General features: G+C 66.5%; 20 protein-coding genes. 8 read left to right on the forward strand and 12 right to left on the reverse strand.

From position 1 onward, the window contains the following. Window positions 1-60 precede the first annotated feature (60 nt). The 7 genes from dld to V3B64_RS21035 form a co-directional block, all read right to left on the reverse strand. Window positions 61-1,767 (reverse strand): D-lactate dehydrogenase, encoded by a 1,707-nt coding sequence (gene dld, locus V3B64_RS21005; RefSeq protein ID WP_329914889.1) that lies wholly within the window; start codon window positions 1,765-1,767, stop codon window positions 61-63. After that, window positions 1,764-2,903 (reverse strand): FMN-dependent L-lactate dehydrogenase LldD, encoded by a 1,140-nt coding sequence (gene lldD, locus V3B64_RS21010; RefSeq protein ID WP_014037557.1) that lies wholly within the window; start codon window positions 2,901-2,903, stop codon window positions 1,764-1,766. The genes dld and lldD overlap by 4 nt, the downstream gene beginning before the upstream one ends. Window positions 2,904-2,907: 4 nt before the next feature. Further along, window positions 2,908-3,672: a transcriptional regulator LldR gene (gene lldR, locus V3B64_RS21015; protein ID WP_012480578.1), complete on the reverse strand. Its 765-nt coding sequence runs from the start codon at window positions 3,670-3,672 to the stop codon at window positions 2,908-2,910. 53 nt (window positions 3,673-3,725) lie between these two features. Beyond that, window positions 3,726-5,384 carry an L-lactate permease gene (gene lldP / locus V3B64_RS21020; protein ID WP_121503536.1) on the reverse strand — a complete coding sequence of 553 codons (1,659 nt, stop codon included), beginning with the start codon at window positions 5,382-5,384 and terminating at the stop codon, window positions 3,726-3,728. Window positions 5,385-5,606: 222 nt separating this feature from the next. Next, complete coding sequence (locus tag V3B64_RS21025; protein ID WP_005410036.1) at window positions 5,607-6,059, reverse strand: MgtC/SapB family protein; 453 nt, start codon at window positions 6,057-6,059, stop codon at window positions 5,607-5,609. Between the two features lie 159 nt (window positions 6,060-6,218). Further along, complete coding sequence (locus V3B64_RS21030) at window positions 6,219-6,977, reverse strand: SDR family NAD(P)-dependent oxidoreductase (RefSeq protein WP_049398446.1); 759 nt, start codon at window positions 6,975-6,977, stop codon at window positions 6,219-6,221. 95 nt (window positions 6,978-7,072) lie between these two features. Continuing rightward, window positions 7,073-7,366, reverse strand: a complete 294-nt coding sequence (locus V3B64_RS21035; protein WP_125894599.1) for a hypothetical protein — start codon at window positions 7,364-7,366, stop codon at window positions 7,073-7,075. Between the two features lie 57 nt (window positions 7,367-7,423). Here V3B64_RS21035 and V3B64_RS21040 point away from each other — a divergent pair, with 57 nt between their 5' ends. Further along, entirely contained in the window at window positions 7,424-8,377 is a 954-nt protein-coding gene (locus V3B64_RS21040) for an AraC family transcriptional regulator (protein ID WP_032129614.1), read from the forward strand. A 325-nt stretch (window positions 8,378-8,702) separates the two neighbouring features. Here V3B64_RS21040 and V3B64_RS21045 read toward each other — a convergent pair whose 3' ends face one another. Then, complete coding sequence (locus V3B64_RS21045) at window positions 8,703-10,613, reverse strand: CocE/NonD family hydrolase (RefSeq protein WP_180854594.1); 1,911 nt, start codon at window positions 10,611-10,613, stop codon at window positions 8,703-8,705. Between the two features lie 177 nt (window positions 10,614-10,790). Between V3B64_RS21045 and V3B64_RS21050 the strand changes: the two genes are divergently transcribed. Beyond that, window positions 10,791-11,180, forward strand: a complete 390-nt coding sequence (locus V3B64_RS21050) for a hypothetical protein (protein ID WP_152593528.1) — start codon at window positions 10,791-10,793, stop codon at window positions 11,178-11,180. A gap of 49 nt (window positions 11,181-11,229) precedes the next feature. Here V3B64_RS21050 and V3B64_RS21055 read toward each other — a convergent pair whose 3' ends face one another. Continuing rightward, complete coding sequence (locus V3B64_RS21055) at window positions 11,230-11,616, reverse strand: DUF4440 domain-containing protein (RefSeq protein WP_329914892.1); 387 nt, start codon at window positions 11,614-11,616, stop codon at window positions 11,230-11,232. Next, entirely contained in the window at window positions 11,616-12,974 is a 1,359-nt protein-coding gene (locus V3B64_RS21060; protein WP_329914893.1) for an MFS transporter, read from the reverse strand. Before V3B64_RS21060 ends, V3B64_RS21055 begins: the two co-directional genes overlap by 1 nt. Window positions 12,975-13,079: 105 nt before the next feature. Between V3B64_RS21060 and V3B64_RS21065 the strand changes: the two genes are divergently transcribed. Further along, window positions 13,080-13,976: a LysR family transcriptional regulator gene (locus V3B64_RS21065; RefSeq protein ID WP_329914894.1), complete on the forward strand. Its 897-nt coding sequence runs from the start codon at window positions 13,080-13,082 to the stop codon at window positions 13,974-13,976. A gap of 100 nt (window positions 13,977-14,076) precedes the next feature. On the opposite strand, the gene V3B64_RS21070 is transcribed toward V3B64_RS21065, so the two are convergent. After that, on the reverse strand, window positions 14,077-16,872 hold the full coding sequence (locus V3B64_RS21070) for a glycoside hydrolase family 3 C-terminal domain-containing protein (RefSeq protein WP_329914895.1): 2,796 nt from the start codon (window positions 16,870-16,872) through the stop codon (window positions 14,077-14,079). A 337-nt stretch (window positions 16,873-17,209) separates the two neighbouring features. On the opposite strand from V3B64_RS21070, the gene V3B64_RS21075 reads away from it, so the two are divergent. After that, on the forward strand, window positions 17,210-17,644 hold the full coding sequence (locus V3B64_RS21075; RefSeq protein ID WP_049429041.1) for a glyoxalase/bleomycin resistance/dioxygenase family protein: 435 nt from the start codon (window positions 17,210-17,212) through the stop codon (window positions 17,642-17,644). Between the two features lie 279 nt (window positions 17,645-17,923). Next, window positions 17,924-18,628, forward strand: a complete 705-nt coding sequence (locus V3B64_RS21080) for an AraC family transcriptional regulator (RefSeq protein WP_121503543.1) — start codon at window positions 17,924-17,926, stop codon at window positions 18,626-18,628. A 9-nt stretch (window positions 18,629-18,637) separates the two neighbouring features. Here the strand turns inward: V3B64_RS21080 and V3B64_RS21085 are convergent, their stop codons facing one another. Then, on the reverse strand, window positions 18,638-19,528 hold the full coding sequence (locus tag V3B64_RS21085; protein WP_121503544.1) for a sterol desaturase family protein: 891 nt from the start codon (window positions 19,526-19,528) through the stop codon (window positions 18,638-18,640). Between the two features lie 131 nt (window positions 19,529-19,659). On the opposite strand from V3B64_RS21085, the gene V3B64_RS21090 reads away from it, so the two are divergent. From V3B64_RS21090 to V3B64_RS21100, 3 genes are all read left to right on the forward strand, one after another. Then, entirely contained in the window at window positions 19,660-20,610 is a 951-nt protein-coding gene (locus tag V3B64_RS21090) for a LysR family transcriptional regulator (RefSeq protein WP_329914896.1), read from the forward strand. Between the two features lie 92 nt (window positions 20,611-20,702). Further along, entirely contained in the window at window positions 20,703-21,353 is a 651-nt protein-coding gene (locus V3B64_RS21095) for a DsbA family protein (protein WP_329914898.1), read from the forward strand. Between the two features lie 35 nt (window positions 21,354-21,388). After that, window positions 21,389-22,396, forward strand: coding sequence for a cyclase family protein (locus V3B64_RS21100; protein WP_121503546.1), 1,008 nt, complete (start codon window positions 21,389-21,391; stop codon window positions 22,394-22,396). Window positions 22,397-22,614: the final 218 nt, after the last annotated feature.

Raw genomic sequence — 22,614 nt, forward strand, 5'->3', positions numbered from 1 at the left:
CCTAGTGCGAACCCGATCAGTGATGAATGCAAGAGATCCGAATTTTCAGAGAGTGCGCCGCTAATGCCCACTACAGTCGCAGCCACCCCACCCTTTCGCCTTCGACGTCTGGCCGATACCCGGGTTGAAGGTATTGCTCGGGTCCAACTGCCTGTAGAACCCGGCCAGCGCCGGCTTGGCCGGGTACAGGTGGCCGACGTTGTGCTCGGCTGGATACTCGGCGCCACGCTGGTCCAGCAACGCCCACATCGCATGCTCGATCGCCATCGGGTCTTCGCCTTTGCGCGCGATGTAGTCCTGGTGGAACACGTGGCACAGGAAGTGGCCGTAATACAGCTTGTGCAGCAGGCGGCCATCGATATCGACCGGCAACTGCTCGAACCAGTCGGCATCATCGCGGCGCAGGGCGATGTCCAGCGCGACGATGTCCTGCACCTGGTCGCGGTGTACCTCGCGGTAGCGCACCGCGGCGCCGGCCACAGCGAAGCGATGCAGGAACGCCTTGCGCCCCTCATCGGCCGTGCAGTGGAAGTAGCCGCCCTCATGGTCGGCGAAGAAGCCGCGCAGCCAGGCCTCGGTTTCCGCGGCGTCCTGCGCGGAGACCTTCAGCAACAGATGATGCTCGTAGCGCTGGCGGAACTCGCCCATGCGCTTGGGCAGGTGCGAGGGCAGCAGGCCGGTCAGCACCTGCATCACCCGATCGGTCACCCCGCGCAGCCCCAGCCGCTCGAACCAGCCGTCAACCCGGCTCTTCAATGCGAACGCGGCCGGCACACGCGCGGTGCCGAGGCGATCGATCAGCAGGAAACTGTCCTTGCCGTAGCGCTCGCCGATGTCATAGGCATCGCGGTGGATGTATTCGCCGGCAATCGGCAAGCGTTCGAAGCCGGTCAGCAGCTGGCGCCGGATCGCGGTGAGGCTGTCGGTGCGGTTGCTGCCGATGTAGAAGACTTCGGCGGCCTCCTTCTCGAAGGTATCCAGGCGCACCGCGAATACTGCCAGCTTGCCGGCAGACCCCGCTGCCTCGAAGTGGCGGCTGGGGTCGGCATTGAAGCGTGCCGGCGTATCGGCATCGACCCGGCGCACTTCCTCGGCGTAGCGTGGATCGGAGGCGGCGCGGCCATCGCCGTCCCCAACGTCTGCAGCACGGTAGTCACCCGCCTGCAGGCGCTGCAGGATCTGCTCGGGCGTATCGCCCAGCGCGATGCCCAGATGGTTGACCAGCTGCAGCTGGCCCTGCGCATCGACCTGCGCATACAGTGCCAGCTCGGTGTAGGCCGGGCCACGGCGCACCAGCGCGCCGCCGGAGTTGTTGCAGATGCCACCGAGTACCGACGCACCGATGCAGGACGAGCCGATGACCGAATGCGGTTCGCGGCCGAGCGGTGCCAGCGTCTGCTCCAGGCGGTCCAGCGTCGCGCCAGGCAGGCACAGCACCTGGCGGCCTTCGTTCAACAGCTGGATGCCGGTCAGGCGCAGCGTGCTGACCAGCACGATCGGACGCCCATAGTCGCTGCCATCCGGGGTCGAGCCACCGGTCAGGCCGGTGTTGGCCGCCTGCAGGATGATCGCCGCTCCGCCCTGCACCGCCGCCTGCAGCACACGCCACAGCTCCAGCAGCGTCCCCGGGCGCACCACCGCCAGCACCGGGCCGTCGCCGAAACGGTAGCCACGGCGAAAACGGCGGGTGGCCTTGTCGCCGGTCAATACATGGCGGTTGCCGACCGCATCGCGCAACTGCGCCAGCACGGCATCGTGGCCACTCATGGCAGGCTGACCAGCGAATCGCGACCGATGTCGGCGATGCGGCGCGCACCGGTCAGTGTCATCGCCACGCGCATTTCCTTCGCGATCAGGTCCAGCAGGTTGGCCACGCCCGCCTCACCCTGCGCTGCAAGTGCATAGACGAAGGCACGGCCCAGCAGCACGGTATCGGCACCCAACGCCAGCATGCGCACCACGTCCAGGCCAGTGCGGATGCCGGAATCGGCGAGGATCTTCAGATCGCCCTGTACCGCATCGGCAATCGCCGGCAGTGCGCGTGCGGTGGACAGCACGCCGTCCAACTGGCGGCCACCGTGATTGGAGACCACGATGCCATCGGCGCCGAACTTGACCGCATCACGTGCGTCATCCGGGTCGAGGATGCCCTTGATCACCATCGGGCCCTTCCAGAATTCGCGGATCCACTCCAGGTCCTTCCACGAAATGGACGGATCGAAGTTGCTGCCCAGCCAACCGATGTAATCCTCCAGCCCGGTCGGGTTGCCGCGGTAGGTGGAGATGTTGCCCAGATCATGCGGGCGGCCGAACAGGCCGACGTCCCACGCCCAGTGCGGGTGGGTGATGGCCTGGCCGATGCGGCGCAGCGAGGCATTCGGTCCGCTCATGCCCGAGTGCGCGTCACGGTAGCGCGCGCCCGGCACCGGCATGTCCACGGTGAACACCAGGGTGGTCACGCCCGCGGCCTGCGCCCGCTCCAGCGCGTTGCGCATGAAGCCCCGATCGCGCAGCACATACAGCTGGAACCACATCGGCCGCTGGATGGCCGGTGCCACTTCCTCGATCGGGCACACCGATACGGTGGACAGGGTGAACGGGATGCCTCGACTGTCGGCCGCGCGCGCCGCCTGCACCTCGCCGCGCCGGGCATACATGCCGGTCAGGCCGACCGGCGCCAGTGCCACCGGCATCGCCAGCGTTTCGCCGAACAGTTCGGTTTCCAGGCTCAGGTCGGACATGTTGCGCAGGATGCGCTGGCGCAGCGCGATGTCGGACAGGTCGGAAACGTTGCGCTTCAGCGTGTGCTCGGCATACGCGCCGCCATCGATGTAATGGAACAGGAACGGCGGCAGCCGGCGTTGCGCTGCGGCACGGTAATCGGTGGAGGCGGAGATGATCATGGGGTCAACCGTGTGGGGAAGGTAGACGCGAGGCCCGCGCACGCCGGGCTTCGTTGTCATCGAGGGTGCGCAGCGTGGTGTGCACGAACTCGAGGTGGGCATGCGCGGCGGCGCGCGCGCGTTCGGGGTCGCCGGCCAGCACCGCGTCCATCATCTCGCGGTGCTGGTCGGACAACGGCGAGAAGGTCCTCGCCGAGGTGTAGAGCTTTTCGCGGCTCTGCGAGATGTTGGTCTGCAGCAGTTCGAACAGCCCGCGCATCACCTGCAGCAGCACCAGGTTGTGCGAGGCCTCGGCGATGGACAGGTGGAAGGCCGCGTCGGCCTCCGCTTCGCCGGTGGGGTCATCCTTGCCGTGCGCGTCCATCATGGTCTGGAACGCCTGCGCGATGCGCGTACGATCCTCATCGGTGGCGCGCAACGCTGCATGCCAGGCGGTGGCACCTTCCAGCGCGTGGCGGATCTCCAGCACGTCGAAGCGGTATTCCGGGTCGCCCTGGAACAGCGGCAGGTACGGCGCCAGCGGTTCATCCAGCGCCTGCCGCGCGCGCGCCGCGGGTTCGGCCACGTAGGTGCCGCCTCCGACCCGTGCGGTCAGCAGGCCCTGGCTGGCCAACTGCGCGATGGCCTCGCGCAGCGCCGTTCGCGAGACCCCCAGCTGCACCGCCAGGGTGCGTTCGGCCGGCAGCCGGTCACCCGGCTGCAGCCGCTGTTCCTGCACCAGGCCGCGCAGCTGCGCGGCCACCTTGTCCGAAATACGTTGCGTGCTCATGGCGTCATTGTGGCCCGAAGCGCGCAGCGGGTGGTCGGCTGACCGTGCATGGCTCAGGGAATCATCCAGGTCAGCCAGTAAGCCTGGGCCAGGGTGATCAGGCCGACCATCGTGGTGAAGATCAGGCTGTGCTTGACCGTGAAACGGAACAGGTCCGATTCCTTGCCGGCCAGGCCGACCGCCGCGCAGGCAATGGCGATCGACTGCGGCGAGATCATCTTGCCGGTCACGCCACCAGTGGTGTTGGCCGCCACCAGCAGCACGTCGGACACGCCGATCTGCTGCGCGGTGGTCGCCTGCAGTGCCGAGAACAAGGCATTGGACGAAGTATCCGAGCCGGTCAGGAACACGCCCAACCAGCCCAGGAACGGCGAGAAGAACGGGAACGCATCACCGGTGTGCGCCAGTGCCAGCGCCAGCGTCGCCGAAAGGCCCGAGTAATTGGCAATGAAGGCGAAGGCCAGCACCATGCCGATCGAGTAGATCGGCATGCGCAGCTCACGCACGGTCTCACCGAAGGTCTGCAGCGCCGAACGGGCCGGCATGCGCAGCGCGATGATGGCGATCACCGCGGCCAGGATGATCGAGGTACCGGTGGCCGAGAACCAGTCGAACTTGTAGATCGCCTCGTAGCTGAGCGGTGCATCCACGATCGGCGGCATCTTCTGCACCATCTGGTCCAGCCCCGGCACCGGGATCTTCAGCACCCAGCTTTCCAGCGGGCCGCCCGCCGCGAACAGCGACTTGAACGGCTTGATGCTCCACAGCGTGACCATCGCAGTGAGGATCAGGAACGGGGACCAAGCCTTGGCGATCTGGCCGACGCTGTAGCGCGGCGCCTCCAGTGCCTGTGCGGCCGCCTCGGCGCTGGTTTCGGTGTCGAAACGGAAGATCCGCACCGGCTTCCAGCGGCGCAGGAACAGCGTCAGGCAGACCAGCGAGGCCAGCGACGCGGTGATGTCCGGCAGCTCCGGGCCGATGAAGTTGGAGGTCAGGTACTGCGCGATGGCGAACGAGCCACCGGCCACCAGCACTGCTGGCCAGGTTTCCTTGATGCCGCGCCAGCCATCCATGATCGCCATGATCCAGAACAGCACGATGATCGTAAGGAACGGCAGCTGGCGCCCAGCCATCTGGCCGATCTCGAATGCATCCAGGCCGGTGACCTGCCCGGCCACGATGATCGGAATGCCCATTGCACCGAACGCCACCGGCGCCGTGTTGACGATCAGGCACAGGCCGGCGGCATACAGCGGTTTGAAGCCCAGCCCGACCAGCAGTGCCGCGGTGATCGCCACCGGCGCACCGAAACCGGCCGCGCCTTCCAGGAAGGCACCGAAGGCGAAGCCGACCATCAGCATCTGCAGGCGCTGGTCCTCGGTGACCGACAGGATCGAGGCGCGGATGATGTCGAACTGCCCGGTCTTGACCGAGACTTTGTAGAGGAATACCGCGCCGATGATGATCCAGGCGATCGGCCACAGGCCGTAGACGAAGCCGAAACCGGCCGCGCCCAGCGCCTGGCTCAGCGGCATGCGGTAGAACAGCAGGGCGACGCCGAGCGCGATGGCCACGGTGATCGTGCCGGCCAGCCAGCCTTTCATCCGCAGCACGGCCAGGGCGACGAAGAAGAACGCGATCGGCAGCAGCGCGATCAGGCTGGACAACCACAGGTTGCCGGCGGGGTCGTACAGGTGTTGCCAGGGCTGCATGGGGGCTCTCGACTGGGGCGGGATGTGCTCCACCGCAGGCGGTGGGTCGCCATGGCCGTCGATTATTGGTATTACCAATAATGATTTCGATCAGACCACTTGCAGCGGATTTAACCGCCGCTCCGACGAAGCGCCTATTAGACCATAGGGCTAGATGCCATATTGGTCCGACCATTCAGTTCCCGTGATAGTGCCGGCCGCTTGCCGGCAACTCGAGATTCCCTACGAAATCCGCTTCTCCAACCGCCGCATCACCGCCAGCACCAGCACGCACAGCACGCTCACCCCGATGGCAATCACGTACTTGCCGATGCCCACGGCGATGCCGATGGCCGCCGCCATGATCAGCGAGCTTGCCGTGGTCAGGCCGCTGACCTGATCCTCGCGTGACCCACGCAGAATGGTGCCGGCGGCAACGAAGCCGACGCAGGCGACCACGGCTTCGATCAGGCGCACCGGGTCGACCTGCAGCAGGTCGCGGTAACGCTCCTGCTGGAAATGCTCTGCCACTGAATCGCCGAGTCCAACAATCAGCGCAGCAGCGCCGGCAATCAGCATGTGGGTGCGCAGGCCCGCAGCGTGCTTGCCCATCTCGCGCTCGACACCGAGCACGCCGCCGAACAGCATTGCTGCGGCCACGCGCAGCAGGATCGAGACATCCTGGGTGAGTTCCATGGGCAGGCTCCGGGCGTTTCCCGGAGCGTTGCTCGGCAGCCGTGGGATGGCGGTGAAGACGATGGCACGCCCTCTTCACCGCATGCTTCACCGCATGCGCTCATCCACGCATGGCCTGGATCTACTGGCCATCGCCATGCGTAACCTTCACGCACTCGATCATTGCGCCAGATATCCACCATCGATCGCATAGTATGTGCCGGTCGCGAACGAGGCGTCGTCGCTGGCCAGCCAGGCAACCAGCGCCGCCACTTCCTCGGCCGTGCCCAGCCGCTTCAACGCGTGGCGGCCTTCCAGCGTGGCGCGCACCTTGGGGTCCATCTTCTCCAGCAGTGGTGTGCTGATGAAGCCCGGGCCGACCGCGTTGACACGGATGCCGTCGGCCGCATGCTCCCAGGCGGCGGTCTGGGTCAGCCCGACCACGCCGTGCTTGGCCGCCACGTACGCGGTGGAACCGGCATAGCCCACCTGGCCCAGGATCGAGGCCATGTTGATGATGCTGCCACCGGTTCCGGCCGTGCGCATCGCCTGGATCTGCGCACGCTGGCACAGGAACACACTGGTGAGGTTGACGTCGATTACCCGCTGCCAGCCATCGATCGGATAGTCACCGCTGCTTGCGGCCGGCCCGCCGATACCGGCGTTGTTGACTGCCACATGCAGGCCGTCGAGTTCCTTGATCGTGCGCTGCACCGCCGCCTCCACGGCCGCGTCGTCTGTAACGTCCAGCGCAATGCCGATGGCCTGTGCACCGGCACTGCGCAGCTGCGTCACGGTGGCATCGACTGCATCCTGCTTCAGGTCCCAGACCGAAATACGGGCACCGGATGCGGCCAGCGTCTGCGCCACGGCCAGGCCGATACCGGACACGCCGCCGGTCACGATCGCGGTCTTGCCGGTGAGCTGGTAGTCAATCATCTGCGTTCTCCATCAGTGGGGGTATCGATGTGACCTGCAATGGCCAACCGCCCCACCCTACGCGCCCGCTCGTGATGGCCCGGCCGACATCGCGTCTACGGGTGATCGTTCCAGCCATGAAACCTCAACTCAAGTTGATGTATGGAATTGCGTACGGATATGCATGCAAAACGCTGGCGTATGTTCGGCGGCATTTTCACTTTGGCCGTAATCGTCAATCGTTTTGACCATATTGAAATCAAAAGCGCGCGAATCAAGGCGACAATGGGAAACGTTTCCAGTTTCTTCGACACATTCCATTCAACCTGGTGTTCCCCCACCATCCAGCGTGCCCACGCCCCTGCTTCCCAGCATGTCTGCACGGGTAACGACGGGATCTGCATCTGCATTGCAGAGCGCGTGGGCGAGCTAATGCCAGCGTCCACCTCCAAAGCACGTGCCGAGCGATGTCCCGATATTTCACTTTTGCTGATTACCGCCGCTTCGGCCACCGCCATGGCTTCGATTACCGCGCCGACCCGGAGCACCTGCGTGACGACCAGTGGGCCGGCCATGGCGAGGTCAACGAGCAGTTCCTGCGCGGCGGCATGAGCCTGATCGCCTCCGACGTCCATAATCGCTTCCCTTATGTCGCCACCGCCCAGCAGAGTCCCGGCCTGGCCATCCGCGTGATGCTGCAGGGCCAGGTCGATGTGCGCATTCCGCGACGCGGTGGTTTCACCCTGCGTGCTGGTACGGCGATGACCGCGCACCACCGCGAACAGGTTGAGATGACCGGTGCGCATCCTGGCGAAACGCGCATGCGCGGCGTCAGCGTGATGGTGCCCGGCCAGATCGATCCGGACCTGTTCCAGCTGCCACAGTTGGAGACCGCGCTCAACACCCACCTGGAATGCCGCCACTGGGCCATTCCGCATACCCTGCTGCCGGTGCTGGGCCAGCTGTTCGAAAGCCCATGGGAGGACGGCATCGACGCGTTGTGGCGCGAAGGCGTCGCACTGCAGCTGCTGGCCGTTGGGCTGAAGGCCGAGGATCTGCAGACCGATCATGTGCGAACGCTGCGGGCTGGCCAGCGCGAGCGCCTGGAGCGCGTGCGTGCCTACCTGCATGACGATCCCAGCCACGCGCATAGTCTGATCGAACTGGCCCAGCTGGCCTGCATGAGCCCAAGTTCGCTGCGCCGTCATTTCGCCCAGCAGTACGGCTGCTCGGTGTTCGACTACCTGCACGAACAACGCATGCGCCACGCCGAGCAGGGCCTGCGCGAGGACGGCTGGACTGTCGAGCAGGCTGCGGCCGCCAGTGGTTACCGCCACCCCAGCAACTTCGCGGCTGCGTTCCGCAAGCGTTTCGGCCTGGTACCCAGCCGCTGGCGCACGGGCCCATCGAAAGTGGTCTGAAGGCCTCGGTAGGTGTCGACCTTGGTCGACACGCTTTGGCACCATCACGGAAGCCGGCCAGCGGCCGGCACGACCGCAGCTGCCTAATCGACCTGCCATGGCTCCGCTCTCCGGTAGGTGTCGACCTTGGTCGACACGCTTTCACACCATCACGGAAGCCGGCCAGCGGCCGGCACGACCGCAGCCGCCTAATCAACCTGCCATGGCTCCGCTCTGGTAGGTGTCGACCTTGGTCGACACGCTTTCACACCATCACGGAAGCCGGCCAGCGGCCGGTACGACCGCGCACCGCCGGGTATCGCGCACCCGGCGCACCTCATCAACCTCAATACACCGGCAGATCGATGTAACTGGCCTGCGCCGCGCTGTGCCAGACCCGCTGCGTGGCCTTCTGGTAATCGCCGGGCTTGGCCAGGTAGACGTTCGGCACGTAGGTCTGCGGATTGCGGTCATACAGCGGGAACAGGCTGGACTGCACCTGCACCATCACCCGGTGACCCTTCTGGAAGGTGTGGTTGGCGTTGGGCAGGTCGAAGCGGTACGGCAGCACCTGGTTCGCCGCCAGCGGCTTCGGATCGCTGAAGCTCTCGCGATAGCGGCCACGGAAGATCGCCAGCGACACCGGCAGCTCGTAGCCGCCCATCTCCGGCGTCGACGCTTCCTGGTCCGGATACACGTCGATCAGCTTCACCACCCAGTCGCTGTCGGTGCCGCTGGTCGACGCCTGCAGGTGCACCACCGGTGCGCCGCCGATGCGCAGCGGCGCGGTCAGCGGTTCGGTGATGAAGGTCAGCACGTCCGGGCGGCCATCAACGAAACGCTGATCCTTGACCAGCCAGGTGGTCCACATGTCGCGGTCACCGAAACGCACCGGGCGCGGCACGAACGGCACCGGCTTGGCCGGGTCGGACACGTATTCCTCGAAGTCACCCTCGCCCGCCGCCGGTGCCTGGAACGCCAGCTTGCCGCCAGCACGCAGGTACAGCGGCTTGCTGCTGGCAGCACAACCCTTGTCGCAGCTGCGTGGCCAGCCCTTCAGGCGATCCCAGTGGTTCTCGCCGGTGTTGTAGATCAGCACCGGCGGCGTATCCGCCTTCGGCGCACCGTCCACCAGGTACTGGTCAAAGAACGGCTTGAGCACATCACGGCGGAACTGCAGCGCGGTATCACCATCGAACTTCAGCGCGCCCAGCTCGCTGCCACTGTAGTTCACCTGGCTGTGCCGCCACGGCCCCATCACCAGATAGTTGCGGTTGTTGCCGCTGTCGCGCCCTTCCATTGCCTGGTAGGCGTGGTTGGCACCCCACATGTCCTCCTGATCCCACAGACCCTGCAGCCACATGGTCGGCACCTTCAATGGCGTCTTCGCCATCACCGCGTCCAGCGCCTGGCCCTGCCAGAAGCCGTCATAGGCCGGGTGCTCCACCAGTTTCTTCCACCAGGTCAGCTGGTCCACGCCGGTGAAACGCGCGTAGTCGCCAGCCGAACCGATACGCAGGAAGGTGCTGTAGTCGTCGTAGCCGAGGCTGGGCAACGGCGTGCCCTTGCCGCGCTTCTCGGTCTGCATCGCGAAGTAGTTGAAATTGACCTGGCGGAACGCGCCGTAGTTGAGCCAGTCGTCGCCCATCCAGCCATCCACCATCGGGCTCTGCGGCGCGGCCACCTTCAGCGCCGGGTGCGGGTCGGTCAGCGCCATCACCACGGTGAAGCCCTCGTACGACGAGCCGAGCATACCGACCTTGCCGTTGCTCTCCGGCACGTTCTTCACCAGCCAGTCGATGGTGTCCCAGGCGTCGGTGGAGTGGTCCACCTTGGTGTTGTTCAACGGTCCGCGCAGCGGCCGGGTCATCACGTAATCGCCCTCGGAGCCGTACTTGCCGCGGATGTCCTGGAATACGCGGATGTAACCGCCATCGACAAATACCTCGTCGCCCTGCGGCAGCAGGTCGCGCATGCGCGGCGAATCACTGCGGCTGGCGCGACCGGCAGCGTCGTAGGGCGTGCGGGTGAGCAGGATCGGCGCATTGCGCGCACCCTTGGGCACCACGATCACCGTATACAGCCTGGTGCCATCACGCATCGGCACCATCACCACGCGTTTGTCGTAGTCACGACCGACATCAGGGGCAACGAAGGGCTTGCCGCTGATGTCCGGGGTCATCGGCGGGGTTTCGGCGGCCAGCACGGTGCTGGACAGGCAAAGGGCAATGGCTACAGCAACGGCACGCACACGCATGGAAACCCCTCCCGGCAGGAAAGTCTCAAGCCTACTCCTGCCTTGAGCCGTGAAGTGTGTGCAGGCTTTGCGTTCTGCGGTGGATGCAGGCAGGACTGATGGCACATGTGCGGGTCGGCGAGAATGGTCGAGAGCTCCTCTCCTCTTGCCACGCGGGCCGCGTTAAGCTCATACACCATGACCAATCACTACCGGCTAGCCGGCCTCAAGCACACAGCTCTCGCCAGCGCGGAGGAAGAACGACGGATCTTCTTCATGATGCGAAGCTTCTGCTCCATCGCGGCGACATCTCTTTCGTTGCCTACGCTCGATGATCTTTGGATGCATATGCCGCCAGGCGAATACTATGTCGCCAGCAATCACGTCGCACATCGCGGGAAAGCTGAGATGTTCAAAGGTAAGACCGTGACATCAACCTTGACGCTATTACGGCCATTCCTGCACGACGCCTGTCATTGCGACGACCTTCGACCTATGTTGATTTCCCCCTGTTTCGACGGGCAACCGGAGCGGGTTGCATTGATCGATAGCGACCAGATACACGTGTACTTTCAGAACACTCACTGATCTTTCAGGCCTTGCGGGATTGCGGTTCACCGAAATTAGCGCGTATTCATCATCCCGCAATGGCCTCATGCAGCGCCAGCCAGCGCCAACGCCCCTCTTCCTGCCGCAGCACCGCCAGCGATTCCCGCCATACGGGCTCGCCGCCATCGATCGCATGTCCTTCGCGATAGCGCAGCACCGCCAGCGGTGATGGCGCTTCCACCGCCTGCACGGCATCGATGGAAATCTGCAGCCCTGGACGCGCGCCATGACCGCCCGCGAACAGTGCCTGCACGGCCTTCCGGTCCAGCCTGCGACCCGCGATGCCGACCATGCTGAAGTCCGCGCAGAAATGCGCCATCAGGTCCTCCAGCGCGTCGGTGCCGGCGTCGGCGCGGAACCAGGCCTGCAGCTTGTCGTGCAGGTGGTGGACTTCGTGTTCTGCGGTGGTATCCATCAGGTGTTCTCCGGTTGCGAAAGGGTGAGCAACTGCGGCCGGCGCAGCAACGCCATCGGCAGCAGGGTAAGCAGAGCGGCCAGACCCAGCGCCACGCCGGTGGCGCGGGCCGGCAGCCACTGCATGGCCAAGGCCAGCAGCAGCGCGATGGCAGCGGTACCCAGGCAGAAGCTGAGCTGGCGATTGAGGTTCCAGAGCGCACTGGCATCGCCCAATGCTTCGCCCTCGACCCCATGGAAGGCCAGCGTCTGCGCCGTGCTGCTGCACAGGCTGCCGCCGGCGCCCATCAAGGCAAACAGCCATGCTGCAATGGCAAAGACCGGGTGTGGCAGCAGCGCCATCAACAGCAGGCCGCTGGCCTGCAGAAGCATGCCCGTACGCAGTACCGTGGCTGGTCCGAAGCGAGCCAGCAGGCGCTTGCTGGCCGTGATCGCAATGGCCGAGGCCAGCGCCCACGGCAGCATCAGCGCGCCGATGTGCGCGGCACTATAGCCGGCCTGGTGCAACTGCAGGGTACTGACCAGCTGGCTGCCGATGAATACACCGGGTACTGCCAGGTAGATCAGCATCGCCAGGCGCAGCCCGCGATGGGACAGCAGCGACCAGCGCAGCAGTGGCTGCGCCTGCTGCCGTGCATGCCGCAGGTGAGCCGCCGCCAACAGCATTGCGATCAACAGCAGTACGGCACCGGCGGTCCGATGTCCGGGCTCGCCCAGCCAGGTCAACGCCAGCAGCAGCGCGCCCAGCGCCGCCATCGCGGTGGACAGCGCATAGGCCTGCAGGCGTGGCGCACTACGCGCGCCATCGGCCGGCATCCACGCCAGCACCAGTCCAATCGCCACCACGGCCAGCGGCAGGCTGGCCCAGAGCACACCGCGCCAGGACAACCACTGCACCAGCAGCCCACCGAGCGCAGGCGCCAGTGCCGGCACCAGCAGCGCCACCAGCAGGATGCGGCGGGTCAGCGCGCCACGCTGGTCAGGCGTGCACTGTCGGTACGCTGCCGCCTGTGCCACCGGAATCAGCAGGCCACCAGCCAGGCCCTGCAGCAGGCGCCAGCCCAACAGCCAGCCAATACCCGGTGCAGCCCCGGCCAACACTGCGGAGGTGGCGAACAGCAGCAACGCCACCAGCAACAAGCGGCGCTCACCACAGCGCGCGGCCAGCCAGGGTGCCAGCGGAATCACCACGCTCAGGCCCAGCATGTAGGCGGTGCCGACCCAGGCCAGGGTACCGACGTCGGCATGCAGTTCCGCCGCCAGCGCCGGATAGGCCACCGTGGCGATGAACATGTTGACCAGATCCAGGGCGAACACCAGCAGGAAGATCGCCTCATGGCGCAGGCGGGGGGACGGCATCGGCGGCGCTCCAGCGGGGAAGCGGCCAGCATGCCGTCCGGACCTTGTTGGAAAAACACGACAGCAACTGCAACACTGTCAAATCTGCTTTGACAATGAATTGCCATGGTCAGCCTCGATCGCTTCGATATCTTCCGTGCAGTGGTCGAGGCCGGCAGCCTGACCGCCGCCGCCGATCGCCTGGGCCTGAGCCGCGCGGTGGTCAGCTTCAACCTGAAACGGCTGGAGCAGGAGCTGGGCGTGACCCTGCTGCTGCGCAGTACCCGCCACCTGGCCCTGACCGAGGCCGGCGAACAGTTCCTGCAGCACTGCGTGCAGGCGCTGGACGCCGCACAGGCGGCGATCGATGCCGCCCGCCGCGACCAGCATCAGCTGCAGGGTGTGCTACGCCTCACCACCACCCCGGAGTACGCGCAGCTGCGTCTGATTCCTGCGTTGGAGGCGTTCCGTGCGCGGCATCCGGCTCTGCAGCTGCACCTGTCGACGTCACCCGCGCCGGCGGACCTGATTCCCGAACGTTTCGACCTGGCGATCCGCCTCGGCCGCCTGCCCGATTCCGGCCTGCATGCCAGTGAGCTGGAACGGCACCCACTATGCGCGGTGGCGGCTCCGTCCCTGCTGGCACGCCTGCCCTCTGCCGATGCTGCCGATGACCCCGTGCAGCTGGGCACCCTGCCCCGCCTCGGCTACCCACGCCTGGCCGACGTGCCGGTGATTGCACCTGACGGCAGCGACGCCCTGTTCGCCACCAACCCGGGCAACGCGGTGGTGCGCGTGGATGGTGCCAGCAGCCTGCGCGCCTTCGCCGTGGCCGGCGCCGGGGTCACCGTGCTGCCACGCTGGCTGATCGAGGACGACCTGGCCCAGGACCGGCTGCGCCCGGTGCTGCGCCAGCACCGGTTCCCGCAGCAGAGCGTGTACGCGGTCTACCCGCACAGCACGCAGCCCTCACCGAAGGTGCGGCAGCTGATCGATTTCCTGCACGGGTGGTTTGTCACCTGAAAAAAGGGGACGGAGGGGATTAAGTCGTTTATGCATAAACGACTTAATCCCCTCCGTCCCCTTTTTTGCATGGCCCCTTGCGGGGCCATGCCTTCAGGCATCAGCGCAGCACCTGCTCCACCAGCTGTACGTCCACCGTCTGCAGCGGTTCGGCGGCGTTGCGCGACAGCTGCACCTGGTAGGTGCCGCCATCGATCTTCCACTGGCGGGCCTGCGCATCGTAGTGAGCCAGCGTCTTCGGCTCGGCTTCGATGCGGATGCGGCGCTGTTCGCCCGGCTGCAGGGTCACCTTGTCGTAGCCGATCAGGCGGATCGGCGTGGTGCTGCCAGCCGGAAGCTTCAGGTACAGCTGGGCCACGTCGGCACCGGCGCGCTTGCCGGTGTTGCGGATGTCGACGCTGGCGACCAGGCGCGATCCTTCCACGCTCACCTTCAGATTCTCGTAAGCGAACGAGGTGTAGGACAGGCCGTGGCCGAAGGCGAAGGTCGGGGTCAGGCCCTTGGCCGCCATCCACTTGTAGCCGACGTTGGCGCCTTCGATATCGAAATCGAACACATCACCGAACGGCTTGGCCGGCTTGAAGCCGAGGCCGTCGATGTGCGGGCGCGGCAGCTGCGATTCGTCCACCACCCAGGTCACCGGCAGGCGGCCCGACGGATTGACCTGGCCGGTCAGCAGCGCGGCAATGCCTTCGCCACCGCGGATGCCCGGGTACCAGGCCTGCAGCATCGCCGGCACCTGCGCCAGCCACGGCGTGCGCACCGGGCCGTTGGTTTCCAGCACCAGCACGGTCTTCGGGTTGGCCTTGGCCACCGCCGAGATCAGGGCGTCCTGGTTGTCCGGCAGCTGCATGTCCGGCAGGTCCACCGATTCGGCCGCCCACTGGGTGGCGAACACGATGGCCACGTCGGCCTGCGCGGCGGCCTTGGCCGCAGCGGCGGCGTTGGTACCGTCCACATACTCGATGGTTGCATCCGGACGCGCCGCACGCAGCGATTCCAGCGGCGAGGACGGGTGGAAGATCACCGGGCCCGGCCAGGTGGTCGGCAGCACGCCCGGCACCGCGTTGGTGCCCTTGGCGGTCACGCCCACCATCGACGAACCACCGCCACCGATCACGCCCTTGTCGGCGTGGCCACCGATGATGACGATGCGCTTCACGCTGTCGGCCAGCGGCAGCAGGTTGCCTTCATTGCGCAGCAGCACGCTGCCTTCTTCCACCGTGCGCTGGGCGACGGCGAAGCCAGCCTCGGCATCGACCTTCTGGTGCTGCGGCGGGTTGTCGAAGTTGCCGTGCAGGAACATCGTGCGCAGGATGCGCGCCACCATGTCGTTCAGGCGTTCCTGCGGCACCACGCCACCATGCACGGCCAGGCGCAGCGGCTCATCAAAAAACACCGCTGCATCGAATACTTCACCGGCAGACTGCTGGTCCAGGCCGGCCAGCGCTGCCTTGGAACCGCTGTGCACGCCGCCCCAGTCGGACATCACGAAACCGGGGAACTTCCATTCCTGCTTCAGCACCTGATTCATCAGGTAGCCGTTCTCGCAGCCGTAGGTACCGTTGATCTTGTTGTACGAGCACATCGCCACGCCCGGGCGGCCGGCGTCCAGCGCGATCTCGAAGGCCAGCAGGTCGGACTCGTGCATGGCCTGTTCGCCGATGCGCACGTCGTGGAAGTTGCGGCGGGTCTCCATGTCGTTCAGTGCGAAGTGCTTCATCGAGGAGATCACGTGCTGGCTCTGCACGCCCTGGATGAGCGCGCCGACCATCGAACCGGCCAGCAGCGGGTCTTCGCCGGCGTACTCGAAATTGCGGCCGTTGCGCGGGTCGCGCTGCAGGTTGACGCTGCCCGACAGCAGGATGTTGAAGCGCTGTTGCCACGCCTCGCGGCCCATCGTTGCACCACCAGCGAAGGCGACTTCGCGGTTCCAGCTGGAGGCGGTGGACGGGCCCGACGGCATTGCCGTGGCGAAGTCACCCGGGCGGATGCCACCCGGATTGGTCACGCCGACGCCGGCATCGGCCGACTGCTGCGACGGAATGCCCAGGCGCGCCACGCCCGGCACGAAACCGGCCGAGCCGACCGCACCTTCCGGCAGCGGGCCACCATCCTTGCCCAGCCCGAAGTAGCTGTGCAGCATCTGGAACTTCTCATCCTCGGTCATCGCCTTCAGCAGCAGCGCAGCGCGCGCATCGGCATTGAGGGTGGTGTCCATCCACGGCGTTTCGCCGTGCTTGTCGGCGGCATAGGCCAGGGTCAGCAGCGTGGCACGCAGGGCGCTGCCTTCCACCTTGAACGGTGCACTGCTGGCGGCCTGGAAGCCGTCGCTGAAATAGCTGGCATCGGCTTCCAGCGCCACACGTGCCGGGTCGAAGCCTGCGGCCTTGGCCGATTCACCGGCCACTGCGCCAAGCAGCACCGCCGGTGCGCCGAGCCGCGAGCGCGTGACCAGCGCCGGCAGCTGCGCGGCACCTGCACCAGCATCGGTGTACACCGCCACGGTGTGGCGACCATCGTCCAGGCGCAGGTAGTTCAATCCCGGCTGGTCCGGGCCGGACTCAGCGGCAATCGGCAGCCGGGTCAGCACGGCCTGACCGCGCTGGGTCTGGCCATCGTCCTTGCCCGCCGCAATGAAGCGGTACTCGTAGCCCAGGCCGTCGGCCAGCACCTGCAACGGATCGACCTGGCCGATGCCGCGCTGCACCTGGCGCACGCTCACCGCGTCCACCTGCAGGGTCTTCAGCTGGGCGGCCAGGGCCGGCATGGCCTCGGCGGTCGGGGCCTGTTCCAGGGTCAGCACAGTGAACGCGGCGGGGTCGGCCCAGGCTGGGGTAGCCAGTGCAGCAGACAGGGCCAGGGACAGTGCAAGCGGCTTTGTAAACGTTTTCATCGGCAGGCGTAATTCCGTTGCCAAGGCAATCGGTCCAGGGAAAGTGCCGCCGAAGGGTGCAGCGTTCATGCCGCGCAGGGGTTGCCAGGCAACGTCCCGCAGGCCGAAGGACGGGCCGGTCTGCGCCTGGGACCCTCCTCCCGGCGTGACAACCTGCCTGTCCGGGCCGCGCAGGGCGACCCAATCATGTGAAGATTGTGCGAGGGCGTTCACACCTGTCAACAGGACCTAAGTCACAGGCCGACCCCAGCCACTGGTTATCAGGCCATCACCGGCGGTCATCAGCGCGCCGCGCGAGGCTGCTGATAATGAGGGTCCCTGGCCACGAATCGAGCCCATGACCGTACACCGCGACTTCGATCATCTCTGGCGCGACCGCTGTGATACCTCCAGCCAGCGCGCGCCGCGCGTGCTGATCCGGGTGTTCGTGGCCCCCGGTGAGCTGGAGCGCAGCGTGGCGTTCTACGAACAGTTGCAGGGCGTGGTGGCCGATGCCGGGTTCCCGTTTCCGGAGGCCGGCCTGCGCCTGGCGATGGTCGGTGCGTTCCTGTTGATCGAGGGCAGCGAGGCGGCGCTGGCGCCGTTCACTTCGACCACGGGGACGCTGCTGGTCGATGACGTTCGGCCCTATCACGACAAGCTGGTGGCGGCTGGCGCTGAAATCATCTTCCCGCTGCAGGTGGTACCGACCGGGGCGGCGTTCAATGCGGTGCATCCCGATGGCACCGTGGTCGAGTACGTGCATCACCGGCCGGATCCGCAGGGGCGGTGAGGTGACGGCCGGGCTGCGCCCGGCACCCGCAGAGGCAACGGCCAACGCTACAGCAGAATCAAATGCCGCATTCCGTGGGATGGCGGGGCACTGTGGGTCTGCGGGGACGGCGCAAGTACGTCCATGTAGCCTTGGTCGCCGCATCCATGCGGCTCACACCCCGCAAACCCACAGTGCCCCGCCTTCGACAGCTGGCTGGTGGCCAGTAGATCCACGCCATGCGTGGATGCTTTTCAAATCAACACGAGATATTCGATTCCGGTGGAGGTCCATCCACGCATGGCGTGGATCTACAATTCCTCCATGTCCTCTCCCGCCCTGCCCTGGAATGGCACGCTGCTGCTGGATGCTCACGTGGCCGTACTGCAGGGCCACGCCGGTGGCAGCGATACGCACGCGCACTACGCCCATCAGCTGCTGTTGAGCGACGGCGCGCTCTGGCAGGTCGAGGTCGCTGGCGTACAGCAGCAGGGTCAGCGGCTGTGGCTGCCGTCATTCCAGCCGCACGCAATTCTGTCGGCGCCGGAAGCGGGCTGCACGCTGTTCCTCGAACCGGCGCATGCCGATCCCGAACAGATCCAGCAGCAGTTGCACACCCTGCCGGCCGACATCACCGCCCTGCAGGAACGGCTGCCGCAGCTGAGCCGCCCGCAACCACTGGACCGCCGCGTGCAGGCCGCGCTGTCCCGTATCGCCGAGCACCTGCCCGGGCCGGTGCCAGCCGCCGATATCGCCGAGGCGGCACATCTGTCGACCAGCCAGCTGCATCGACGCTTCCAGTCCGATCTGGCGGTGACCCTGCGCGGCTGGGTGCTGTGGCAACGGCTGCGCAGCGCACTGATGCATCATCTGCGCGGGCACAGCCTGACCGACAGCGCGCACGCGGCCGGATTCGCTGACCTGGCCCATCTGTCGCGCAGCCTGCGCCGCATGTTCGGCATCAGTGCCGCGCAGCTGCAGGGCCTGCAGCTGCACGCAGCCTGACACGCCCCATCATCCGCGCCTGCGCAGACCTTCCGGCAGCTCCGGCACCTCGCCATGCGGCAGTTCGCGGAACGGCGCCAGCAGCTGTCCGGGATAATCGCGCGGATAGTCCGGCTGGCTGCCGATGCCGAGGTCGCGTTGCTGCAGCCGATAGCCGGGCGCATCGAAGGCGGTCCCCAGCAGGTGATCCCAGAAAGTCAGGAACAGGCCGAAGTTGACGTCGCCGGCGGTGCCGTAACGCATGTGGTGGAAGCGATGCAGCGGTGCCCAGGCCATCACCCGGCCCAGCACGCCGGGGCGCATGTCCACGTTGGAATGCTGCAGCAGCAGCTGGATGGCAATGGCGAACGCCAGCACCGCGGCTACCGGCATCGGCAGGCCCAACAGCAGCAGCGGCAGCACGCCGCCCACCGCTTCGGCCGCCTGGTGCAGCGGGTGTTTCATCAGACCGTTGAAGCCATACATGCGGGTCACGCTGTGATGCACCGCATGCAGCCGCCACAGCCAGCCGATGCGATGGCTGGCGTAGTGCACCAGGGTGATGCCGAGATCGGCGCAGATGACGGCCAGCAGCACCTGCAGCGCGAATGGCCACTGCAGCGGCCAGGCCTGCCACGGAATGATGGCTGCCAGCAGTGGCACCGCCGCGATCGACAGCAGGTTCAGGCTCTCGTTGACCAGCGCATGCAGGGTGTCACGCAGGCTGTCGCCGTGATCGTGGTTGAACGCGGGGTCATACGGCCAGGCACGTTCGGCAGCGAACGAGACCGCGATGGCAACCGCCAGCAAGGCCAGCAGCCATAGTGGGTCGCCGTGGAGGTGGCCGATCCAGGCGACGGCGGCGGCAACGAAACCCAGCAGGAACAACGGGGCATACAGGCGGAGCATCCAGTGCTTCATGGGCAATCCGGAAAGTAAGGGGCCTGCATGCTGGCGCCGCGTATGGGCCGCCGGCTTGAACAAACGGCGCAACCCGGCGCGCTCCCCGGTGGATGACCATCATGGACGCACCACGTTTCCCACATCCATGCATGGCGTGGATCTACAATGGCGCCCTCATCGCGCCCGGGACCGGCATGGATTCCTTCAACCTGATGCGTGCCTTCCGCCGCATCGTCGAACGCGGCGGGCTGGCCCGTGCCGCCGAAGACCTGGGCATGTCGCCGGCCGGGTTGAGCAAGCAGTTGCGCACGCTGGAAACACACCTGGGCGTGGTACTGCTGCAGCGGACCACGCGGCGCATGAGCCTGACCGAAACCGGCCACGCCTATTACCGCGAATGCTGCCGCCTGCTCGACGAGCTGGAAGCACTGGAACGCGGCATCGCCGAACAGCGCGGCGACGTGGCCGGGCGCCTGCGCGTGAACGCGCCGCAGTCGTTCGCGCTGAGCACGCTGTCGCCGCTGCTGCCACGCTTCCTGCAGCAGCATCCGCAACTGTCGCTGGACCTTGTGATGGAAGACCGCCTGCTTGATGCGGTGGGCGAAGGTTTCGATGTGTCGCTGCGGCTGCGTGCCGAGCTGGACGACTCGCGGCTGGTGGCGCGCCGGCTGGCCTCGCTGCAGCAGGTGCTGTGCGCGGCCCCGTCCTACCTGCAGCAGCACCCGGCACCGCAGGCGGTGGACGAGCTGCAGGCGCACAGCGTGCTGGCCTACAGCCTGTCCGACTCGCCCGGCAGTTGGCCGCTGCTCGGCCCGGATGGCCAGGTGACGATCACCCTGCCCGCGCGCGTCACCGTCAACAACAGCCTGCTGCTGCGCGACCTGCTGGTGGCCGGCATGGGCATCGGCGCCCTGCCCTCGTTCCTGGCGGCACCGGCGCTGGCCCGTGGCGAGCTGCAGCAGGTGCTGCCCGACCATCGCTATCCGCCACGTTTCGTGCATGCGGTCTATCCCACCTCGCGCCACCTGCAGCCCAAGGTGCGTGCCTTCATCGATTTCCTGCACGCCGAGCTGCCCGGCTGCGCCGGCCTGGATTCGTAACCGCCAGCGAAAACTGAGCTGCCCGCGGCGTGCTGTTTCAGCCACGCCGCGCTGCCTAATCTGCCGCCTCCCCTCTCACCGATGGCAGGCAGATGTCTTCCGTTCCTTCCCCCGCCACCGCCGCGCCGGTGGTCGATTTCTTCCACGACGTGGTCTGCGGCTGGTGCTTCGTGCTGGCCCCGCGCCTGCAGCAGGTCTCCGCCGAAATCGGCATCCAGGTGCGTCACCGCAGCTTCGTGCTGCAGGACTCGCGCGCGCAGATGGTCGAGGTGTTCGGCTCGATGGAGCGCGCCAAGGCGATCATCCTGCGCCACTGGGCCGACTGCGCTGCGCATGAAGACACCGCGCGCATCGATATCGAAGGCATGCGTGCACAGGACTTCGAGTATCCGTCCGGCTGGCTCGGCGCACTGGCCTGCCAGGCCGCCGGCATGCTCGGTGGCAACGACGCCCATGGCGCGATGTTCGATGCCGTGCAGTGGGCGCACCTGCACCAGCACCGCAACATCGGCGACGCCGAAGTACTGCTGGATATCGCCGAAGCACTGGGCCACCCGCGTGGCGCCTTCGCTGACCACATGCGCAGCGACGCAGTGCGCCAGCGCGTGCAGGCCGACCGTGCCGAAGCCGCGACCCTCGGCATCCGCTCCATTCCCACCGTGATCGGCGGCAACGGCCTGCGCCTGCAGACCCTGCCGCTGCCGCAACTGCGCCAAGCCCTGGCGCACCTGGTCGCGGCCTGAGCCGCACCGTCCCCCACCCTGCAAGGAGATTCCCCATGACCTCACGTACCCTGGCCACCGCGCTGGCCCTGCTGCTGGCCGGCACCGCCGCTTCCACCACCGTGTCCGCGCACGAACGCGTTCCCTCCGGCCAGCAGGTCGGCACCAGCCCCTGGGGGCCGAAGGACGAGATCGGCCGCCTCAACCTGATCACCGACGCCTCGCGCGCAGCGATCCTGTCGCGGGTCAGTGGCGGCAAGGCCTATGATCTGGCCACCGAATACTACGTCGGCATGCCCAGCTGGCAGGATGCCGGCGACCCGCACTACCAGTTCTGGATGACCCACACCCCGCGCGGCACGGTGATGGATGATCCGATGGGCGTGGGCGAGACCATGAACCTCACCCGCAGCTACACCGGCACCGCATTCTCGATGTACAGCCACACCGGCACCCACATCGATGCGCTGAACCACTTCGGCATCCACGGAAAGATCTGGAACGGCTTCGAGGCCGACAAGCACCTCGGTGACCGTGGCTGGAACGTCACCGGCATCGAGAAATTCCCGCCGCTGATCGCGCGTGGCGTGCTGATCGACGTGGCCGGCGCCAAGGGCGTGGACATGCTGCCGGACAGCTACCGCGTCACCCGCCAGGACCTGAAGGATGCGCTGGCACGCCAGCAGGTGAAGCTGCAGCAGGGCGACGTGGTGCTGATCCGCACCGGCCGCATGCGCCTGTTCGAACAGCCCAAGGCCTACATGGCCAACCCGCCGGGCATGGGCCTGGACGCGGCGCGCTTCCTGGTGGAGGACAGCGGCGCGATGATCGTCGGCGCCGACAACCTCAGCTTCGAGACCTTCCCCTCGGAGGTGTCCGACGACTACGTGCCGCTGCACACCTACCTGCTGGCCCAGCAGGGCGCGCCGATCATCGAGCTGGTGGCGCTGGACGAACTGGCCCGCGACAAGGTCTATGAGTTCGCCTTCATCGGTGGCCCGCTGAAGATCCGCGGCGGCGATGCCGCGCCGCTGCGCCCGGTGGCGCTGCCGGTGCGCCCGTAACCGGGAGTGCCCGTGCCTGTAGGTGCCGACCCTGGTCGGCACCGTTTTCCCATCCACGCATGGCGTGGATCTACTGGAGAGAACCCTGGTAGATCCACGCCATGCGTGGATGCTTTAGCCCTTCAGCAACCTGAAACCCGACCTTCCGATTTAATTAGTAATTCTACTCACAAGGCGAGTAGCATGTCCGGTCTCAGCCCCTGATACCGGCCCGTCGA

Origin of the sequence: Stenotrophomonas sp. SMYL86, assembly GCF_036320025.1 — a bacterium.
Taxonomy (GTDB): domain Bacteria; phylum Pseudomonadota; class Gammaproteobacteria; order Xanthomonadales; family Xanthomonadaceae; genus Stenotrophomonas; species Stenotrophomonas maltophilia_A.

What these genes read in the sequence shown, in the direction of transcription:
- dld (WP_329914889.1), bottom strand. Translation starts at nt 1,767, where the DNA reads ATGAGTGGCCACGATGCCGTGCTGGCGCAGTTGCGCGATGCGGTCGGC.
- lldD (WP_014037557.1), bottom strand. Translation starts at nt 2,903, where the DNA reads ATGATCATCTCCGCCTCCACCGATTACCGTGCCGCAGCGCAACGCCGG.
- lldR (WP_012480578.1), bottom strand. Translation starts at nt 3,672, where the DNA reads ATGAGCACGCAACGTATTTCGGACAAGGTGGCCGCGCAGCTGCGCGGC.
- lldP (WP_121503536.1), bottom strand. Translation starts at nt 5,384, where the DNA reads ATGCAGCCCTGGCAACACCTGTACGACCCCGCCGGCAACCTGTGGTTG.
- V3B64_RS21025 (WP_005410036.1), bottom strand. Translation starts at nt 6,059, where the DNA reads ATGGAACTCACCCAGGATGTCTCGATCCTGCTGCGCGTGGCCGCAGCA.
- V3B64_RS21030 (WP_049398446.1), bottom strand. Translation starts at nt 6,977, where the DNA reads ATGATTGACTACCAGCTCACCGGCAAGACCGCGATCGTGACCGGCGGC.
- V3B64_RS21035 (WP_125894599.1), bottom strand. Translation starts at nt 7,366, where the DNA reads ATGCAGATGCAGATCCCGTCGTTACCCGTGCAGACATGCTGGGAAGCA.
- V3B64_RS21040 (WP_032129614.1), top strand. Translation starts at nt 7,424, where the DNA reads ATGTCCCGATATTTCACTTTTGCTGATTACCGCCGCTTCGGCCACCGC.
- V3B64_RS21045 (WP_180854594.1), bottom strand. Translation starts at nt 10,613, where the DNA reads ATGCGTGTGCGTGCCGTTGCTGTAGCCATTGCCCTTTGCCTGTCCAGC.
- V3B64_RS21050 (WP_152593528.1), top strand. Translation starts at nt 10,791, where the DNA reads ATGACCAATCACTACCGGCTAGCCGGCCTCAAGCACACAGCTCTCGCC.
- V3B64_RS21055 (WP_329914892.1), bottom strand. Translation starts at nt 11,616, where the DNA reads ATGGATACCACCGCAGAACACGAAGTCCACCACCTGCACGACAAGCTG.
- V3B64_RS21060 (WP_329914893.1), bottom strand. Translation starts at nt 12,974, where the DNA reads ATGCCGTCCCCCCGCCTGCGCCATGAGGCGATCTTCCTGCTGGTGTTC.
- V3B64_RS21065 (WP_329914894.1), top strand. Translation starts at nt 13,080, where the DNA reads ATGGTCAGCCTCGATCGCTTCGATATCTTCCGTGCAGTGGTCGAGGCC.
- V3B64_RS21070 (WP_329914895.1), bottom strand. Translation starts at nt 16,872, where the DNA reads ATGAAAACGTTTACAAAGCCGCTTGCACTGTCCCTGGCCCTGTCTGCT.
- V3B64_RS21075 (WP_049429041.1), top strand. Translation starts at nt 17,210, where the DNA reads ATGACCGTACACCGCGACTTCGATCATCTCTGGCGCGACCGCTGTGAT.
- V3B64_RS21080 (WP_121503543.1), top strand. Translation starts at nt 17,924, where the DNA reads ATGGCGTGGATCTACAATTCCTCCATGTCCTCTCCCGCCCTGCCCTGG.
- V3B64_RS21085 (WP_121503544.1), bottom strand. Translation starts at nt 19,528, where the DNA reads ATGAAGCACTGGATGCTCCGCCTGTATGCCCCGTTGTTCCTGCTGGGT.
- V3B64_RS21090 (WP_329914896.1), top strand. Translation starts at nt 19,660, where the DNA reads ATGGCGTGGATCTACAATGGCGCCCTCATCGCGCCCGGGACCGGCATG.
- V3B64_RS21095 (WP_329914898.1), top strand. Translation starts at nt 20,703, where the DNA reads ATGTCTTCCGTTCCTTCCCCCGCCACCGCCGCGCCGGTGGTCGATTTC.
- V3B64_RS21100 (WP_121503546.1), top strand. Translation starts at nt 21,389, where the DNA reads ATGACCTCACGTACCCTGGCCACCGCGCTGGCCCTGCTGCTGGCCGGC.